The organism is Arthrobacter sp. SIMBA_036, from assembly GCF_046535135.1.
In the GTDB taxonomy this organism is placed as follows: domain Bacteria; phylum Actinomycetota; class Actinomycetes; order Actinomycetales; family Micrococcaceae; genus Arthrobacter.
Map to the genome: position 1 here is coordinate 1 of NZ_JAWRXG010000495.1, position 231 is coordinate 231.

Below are 231 nucleotides of genomic sequence, written 5' to 3' on the forward strand. Positions count from 1 at the left end.
CTTCGAGAATGACCGTCGCATCTCCAGCCGTACCGCCGCCCGGATTATCCCAGACATCGGCGATGACGACGGGCCAGGCGGTTGAGGCCAGCGCGCGGGACACCGCTTCCTTCTCGTCGATCTGCGGAACCATGAAGGTGCAGCGCTTGGAAAACAGCTCCCTGCCGAGTTCGCGCGCCAAGGCGGCGTCCTTTTCCGGCTTGTTGTCGGTCACGACCAGAAGCTTGGTGC

1 pseudogene is annotated in these 231 nt (G+C 63.6%); it reads right to left on the reverse strand.

Annotation, left to right across the window (positions count from 1 at the left end):
- Window positions 1-214, reverse strand: a pseudogene (locus SB659_RS20645) (hypothetical protein); the annotation flags it as partial.
- Window positions 215-231 lie beyond the last annotated feature (17 nt).